Genomic DNA, 6045 nt, shown 5'->3' with positions numbered 1-6045 from the left:
AACGGCCCAGGACGCCGGCGCCGCCTCCGTGCTGCCCGGCGCGACGCGGCTGGCGGAGTGGGACTCGCTCGAGCGCCTGTCCCGAAACGACCTCGAGGCGCCCGTCCTCGCCCGGCACCCGGAACTGTCGGAACTCTTGGAGCGGCTGCGGGAGTGCGATCCGGCGCTGGCCGCGATGACGGGATCGGGCTCGACGCTCTTCGCGATCTTCCGCGACGAGGCCGAGCGCGCCCGAGCCCGCCGAACGGTCGCCGCCCTCGAACGCGCCGAGGGTCTCCGAATCCTGGACGCCTCCCTGCCGACCTGAGGCCAGGCTTGGATCGTTGCAGCTCGTTGAGGGTTCGTTGATCGTTCGTCGTAGTCTTGGGTATTCGCTGCCCCGAGCGGGACACCGTGGGGCTGCTCGTAGCTTGAGACACGACTAGACTAATTCCATGAGCGCATACCTGATTTGCCTGAAGGAGCCCGACCCTGAGGTTCTGGCATCCATCCGCGAGGAGTGGCCCGACGATCGCTACGAAGTGAGCGACACGCAGATTCTCGTCGACAAAGCCAACGGTGGGGAATCGGTTTACGACCGGATCGAAAAGCGTCTGGGCAAACACTTCCACGTCTTGATCGTCAGAGCTCGGTACTACCACGGCCGTCACAACGTCGATCTCTGGGAATGGCTCGAATCTCATGCCCCGGTCGGATGACGCCGGTAGGGCCATCGTTTCTGGCGTCGCAGGCAACATGATCCGCTTTCGACTCCCGTTGTTCTCCGGACAGGAAGCCAGCCCCCCATAGCACGGAGGCGTCCGCGCGCGGTTTGACTCGGTTAGCCGCGCGACGCCATCTTCGGCCCCTCTGGCCCCTCGTCTAATGGCAAGACACCGGCCTTTGGAGCCGATGATCCAGGTTCGACCCCTGGGGGGCCAATCCCATGCCTGATTCCCATGTCTGATTCCGGCACCCGCCCCAACCGACTCGCGCGGGAGAAGAGTCCCTACCTTCTCCAGCACGCCTTCAATCCCGTGGACTGGGTTCCGTGGGGGGAGGACGCCTTCGCGCGCGCCCGGGCCGAGGACCGTCCGATCTTCCTCTCCATCGGGTACGCGACCTGCCACTGGTGCCACGTGATGGAGCGAGAGTCCTTCGAGGATGAGGATGTGGCCGCGCTCCTCAACCGGGACTTCGTGTCGATCAAGGTGGACCGCGAGGAACGGCCGGACATCGACGGCGTCTACATGACGGCGTGCCAGCTCATGACGGGGCAGGGGGGATGGCCGCTCACGATCGTGATGACGCCGGACAAGCAGCCCTTCTTCGCCGGGACCTACTTCCCGCGCGAGAGCGTGGCGGGGCGGGCAGGGATGCTGGACCTGCTGCCGCGGCTCGCGTCTCTGTGGCGGGAGCGGCGGGCGGATGTGGAGGCGGCCGGGGCCTCGGCGCTGGCGGCCATCCGGGAGGTCGAAGTGCGCGGGCTGGGTTCCGGCGAGGGCGCGCTCGACGAGGAGACGCTCCGCCGCGGCTTCAGCGACCTGCGGGCCCGCTTCGACCCCCACCAGGGAGGGTTCTCCCGGGCTCCGAAGTTTCCGGCACCGCACCAACTCCTCTTCCTCCTGCGCTGGAGCGACCGCACGGGCGACCGGCGTGGCGTGGAGATGGTGGAGAAGACGCTCGTCTCCATGCGGCGGGGAGGCGTCTTCGACCACGTCGGGTACGGCTTCCACCGCTACTCGACGGATGCCCGCTGGCTCGTCCCCCACTTCGAGAAGATGCTGTACGACCAGGCGTTGCTCGCCATGGCGTACACGGAGTTGTGGCAGGTGACGGGCGACGACGCGCACCGGAGTGTGGCCCTGGAGATCTACGAGTACGTCGCGCGCGACCTCACGGACGCGGAGGGCGGCTTCTATTCGGCGGAGGACGCGGACAGCGAGGGACGCGAAGGGGCGTTCTACGTGTGGACGCGGGACGAGTTCGACGAGGTGCTGGCGAAGGCTCTGGGGGAGGACGCGGCCGCGCTCGCGCGACGCGCCTTCCGGGTCGAGGCGCGCGGCAACTTCGCCGACGAGGCGTCGGGGCTCCGGACCGGCGAGAACATCCTGCACGCCAAAGAAACGCCCGCCGAAATCGCGGCGGCGCTGGGGGAGGACGCCGACGGCATCGAGGAACGGCTGGAGGAGGCGCGCCGCGTTCTGTTCGAGAAGCGGGCGCTGCGGGAACGCCCGCTGCTCGACGACAAGATCCTGACCGACTGGAACGGGCTCATGATCGCGGCGCTGGCGCGGAGCGGCCTCGCCTTCGGCGACGAGACGCTCGTCAAAACGGCGGCGCGGGCGGCCGACTTCATCCTCGGGCGGTTGCGCGACGGCGAGGGAGGGCTGCTCCACCGCTACCGGGACGGGGACGCGGCGATCCCCGCGGGCGCGGCGGACCACGCCTGCCTCATCTGGGGGTTGATCGAGCTGTACGGGGCGACGTTCGACCCGCGCTGGCTCCGTGCGGCGCGCGAGTTGCTCGATCCGCTCCTGGAGCGCTTCTGGGACCCGGAGCGGCTCGGCGTGTTCAACGTGGACGCGGCGCAGAGCGACGTGCCGGTCCGGCAGAAGGAGCTGTACGACGGGGCCACGCCCTCGGCCAACGCGACGACGTGGTACGTGCTCCTCCGGCTCGGCCGGCTCACGGGCGACGTCGAACTCCTGGACCGGGCGGAGGCGCTGCGCGGGGCGCTCGCCGGCCCCGTCGGCGGCGCCCCCTCCGCGCACACAATGTCGCTCGTCGCTCTCGATCTCGCCCTGGGCCCGGCGCAGGAAGTCGTCGTGGCGGGGGATCCCGACGAGCCCGGCACGCGGCGCATGCTGGCCGCGCTCGCCGGCCGCTACGCGCCCCGCACGGCCGTCCTCTTCAAGCCGGCAGGCCGCCGCACCGACGCGGCCGAAGCGCCCGGCGCGCCCGCGGCGGACCGGCTCGCGGAGATCGCGCCCTTCACCGCGCCGCACGACCTCCTGGACGGGAAGGCGACGGCATACGTTTGCACCGGCTTCGCGTGCCGGCGTCCAACGACCGACATCCGGGAGATGATGGAACAGCTCGCCTGATCTCCCGACGACAGACGTCTCCACACGACCGACACTTCCACACGACCGACACTCTACACGACCGACACTGGAGTTCGAGGCATGGGCCTGGACCAGACGATCTACGGAAACACGCTTTCAACCTGGCTGCTCGCCGCCGGCATCTACGCCCTCACGACCCTCGCGCTGTGGCTGCTCGAACGCTACGCGCTGCGGGCGTTCGCGCGCTTCGCGAGCCAGACCCGGACCTCGATCGACGATCTCGTCGCGGACGTGCTCGGCGAGACGAAGTTCGCCCTCATCCTCTTCGTGGGGCTCTTCGCCGCCTCGCTCGTGCTCGAACTCGATCCCGTCGTGGCGCTCGTGATTCGCCGCGCCGCGGTCATCGCCATCGTCGTCCAGGGCGGCATCTGGGCCAGCGCCGCGATCGCCTTCTGGGTGCGCCGGTTCGTGGATGCGACGGCGGGCGAGGATGCGGAGGCCGTGACCATGGTCGGCGCCCTCTCCTTCGTGGGCCGGCTCGCCGTGTGGTCCGTCGTCCTCCTCCTCATCCTCGACAACCTCGGCGTCGAGGTCGCGGCCCTGCTCGCGGGCCTCGGGATCGGCGGCATCGCCGTCGCCCTCGCGGCGCAGAACGTCCTCGGGGACCTGCTCGCATCGCTCTCCATCATCCTCGACAAGCCCTTCGTCATCGGCGACTTCCTCGTCATCGGCGAGTTTCAGGGGTCGGTGGAGCACATCGGCCTCAAGACGACCCGGCTGCGGAGCCTGGGGGGCGAGCAACTCATCCTCGGAAACAGCGACGTGATCAACACCCGGATCCGGAATCTCGGGCGCATGGCGGACCGGCGCGGGGCGCTGAAGGTCGGCGTGACCTACGACACGCCGCGCGACCTCCTGGCGCAGATCCCCGCCTGGATCGAGGAGATCGTGGAGGCGCAGGAGGAGACCCGCTTCGACCGCTGCCACCTGTCGGGCTTCGCGGACTCCGCGATCGAGTTCGATACCGTCTTCTACATGACCGTCCCCGAGTACGCCCGTTTCATGGATGCGAAGCAGGCGATGCTGCTCGCGATCCACGAACGGTTCGACCGGCACGGTGTCGAGTTCGCGTACCCGACACAGGTCGTTTACACGATTCCGGGGCGCTCGACGGCGGATGCTCGTTGACAAAAACCCGCGTGAATCGATAGTCTGGGCGGCTGTCGCCCCGGGGTTCGGCCCCGCGGCGCATGGGTTCGGGACCCACACAGTTTCTCTTCCATTCCGGCACGGCCCCCCGCGCGCGTCACAGGCGCGGAGCGACGAGCGCCGGAACCAGACCAGCGAGCCAGTCGACACGCATGGACACCACGGACTTCTCGTTCCATACGAGTCCGATCATGCTGCTTTCGGGTACGGCGAATCCCGCCCTCGCGCAGGGGATCGCCGACGTGCTCGGAGAGCGGCTCGGCGACGTTACGATCAAGCGGTTCGCCGACGGCGAGATCTTCGTGCGCATCGACGAAAACGTGCGCGGGCGCGACGTCTTCCTCATCCAGCCCACGAACCCGCCGGCGGAGAACGTGCTCGAACTCCTGATCCTGATCGACGCGGCGAAGCGCGCCTCGGCGGCGAGGGTCACGGCGGTCGTGCCCTACTACGGGTACGGGCGCTCCGACCGGAAGGATCAGCCGCGCGTGTCGATCGCGGCGAAGCTGCTGGCGAACCTGATGACGGCCGCCGGCGCCGACCGCGTCCTCTCGATCGACTTCCACCAGCACCAGATCCAGGGCTTCTTCGACATCCCGGTGGACCACCTGTACGCGGCCCCCGTCTTCCGGCGCTACTACGAGATGAAGAAGCTGGACAACCTCGTCGTCGTCGCGACGGACGTGAGCGCGGCGAAGATGGCGCGCGGCTACGCCCGGCGTCTCGGGGGGGACCTCGCGATCATCGACAAGCGGCGTCCGGCGCCGAACGAGGCCGAGGTCTCGAACATCGTGGGCGACGTCGAGGGGAAGCACTGCATCGTGCCCGACGACATGATCGACACGGCCGGGACCATGGTGTCGGCCATCCAGGTGCTGAAGGAGCGCGGCGCCCTGGACATCTACGTTCTCGCCACGCACCCGCTCATCTCGGGGCCGGCGGTGGAGCGCCTCGCGTCGGCCGACGTGAAGGAGATCACGGTCACGGACACCGTGCCGCTCGCTCCGGGCGTGCAGGAAGCGCTGCCGAAGCTGACGGTGCTGTCGGTGGCGAGCCTCCTCGCGCAGGCCATCGAGAGCACGCACGAGAACACCTCCGTAAGCAAACTGTTCAAGTAAGAGGCGAATAGAATGACGAACGAATCCGCCAGACTGACGGCGCGGGCGAGGACCGCCTCCGGCAAGGGCGCGGCGAGACAGCTCCGCCGGAGCGGCCAGTTGCCCGCCGTCGTGTACGGCCGCCGGGACGAGGCCGAGTCGCTGGCGCTGGACACGCACGAGCTTTCGCGGCTGCTGAGCCGGATCCACGCGGCCACGACGGTGATCGACCTCGAGGTCGACGGCGGCGAGCCGCGCCCGGTGCTGATCCGCGAGATACAGCGCCACCCGTATCGACCTCAGCTTCTGCACGTGGACTTCTTCGAGATCCGCGCGGACGTGAAGATCCGGGTATCGGTTCCGCTCCACCTCCTCGAGACTCCCGCCGGCGTGGAGGTGGGCGGGATACTCCAGCACCTCCGGCACGAAATCGAAGTCGAGTGTCTGCCGAACGAGATTCCGTCCGCGTTCACCATCGACGTGTCGGAGCTCGAGATCGGCGATTCGCTGAACGTCTCGGACGTGGATACGGGCGGGGTCGAGGTCCTCGACGACGAGGCGTTGACGATCTGCACCGTCGTGCCGCCTGCCGTTGAGGAGGTCGAGGAGGAGGAAGAGCTCGAGGAAGTGGAAGAGGTCGAAGGCGAGGCTGCGGCCGAGGCCACGGAGGACGAGGCGGAGGAGGGCTGAGC

At 68.7% G+C, this 6045-nt stretch carries 6 protein-coding genes and 1 tRNA gene; all 7 read left to right on the top strand.

What is annotated here, in order from left to right; translation table 11 throughout:
- Positions 1-307: hypothetical protein (locus OXN85_10990; protein MCY3600477.1), on the top strand; the 307-nt coding region annotated here is incomplete at its 5' end.
- Positions 308-434: 127 nt separating this feature from the next.
- On the top strand, positions 435-698 hold the full coding sequence (locus OXN85_10985) for a hypothetical protein (protein ID MCY3600476.1): 264 nt from the start codon (positions 435-437) through the stop codon (positions 696-698).
- Positions 699-850: 152 nt separating this feature from the next.
- A tRNA-Gln gene (locus tag OXN85_10980) sits at positions 851-921 on the top strand.
- Between the two features lie 17 nt (positions 922-938).
- Positions 939-3086, top strand: a complete 2148-nt coding sequence (locus OXN85_10975) for a thioredoxin domain-containing protein (GenBank protein ID MCY3600475.1) — start codon at positions 939-941, stop codon at positions 3084-3086.
- 81 nt (positions 3087-3167) lie between these two features.
- Positions 3168-4235, top strand: coding sequence for a mechanosensitive ion channel family protein (locus OXN85_10970; protein ID MCY3600474.1), 1068 nt, complete (start codon positions 3168-3170; stop codon positions 4233-4235).
- 173 nt (positions 4236-4408) lie between these two features.
- The gene (locus tag OXN85_10965; protein MCY3600473.1) at positions 4409-5374 is read left to right on the top strand and encodes a ribose-phosphate pyrophosphokinase; all 966 of its coding nucleotides are present in this window, start codon (positions 4409-4411) and stop codon (positions 5372-5374) included.
- 12 nt (positions 5375-5386) lie between these two features.
- Positions 5387-6043 carry a 50S ribosomal protein L25/general stress protein Ctc gene (locus tag OXN85_10960; GenBank protein MCY3600472.1) on the top strand — a complete coding sequence of 219 codons (657 nt, stop codon included), beginning with the start codon at positions 5387-5389 and terminating at the stop codon, positions 6041-6043.
- Positions 6044-6045: the final 2 nt, after the last annotated feature.

The sequence above is a fragment of the Candidatus Palauibacter australiensis genome (genome assembly GCA_026705295.1).
Taxonomy (GTDB): domain Bacteria; phylum Gemmatimonadota; class Gemmatimonadetes; order Palauibacterales; family Palauibacteraceae; genus Palauibacter; species Palauibacter australiensis.
The sequence above is the reverse complement of the archived record's forward strand: the minus strand, read 5'-3'. Positions and strand labels throughout refer to the sequence as shown.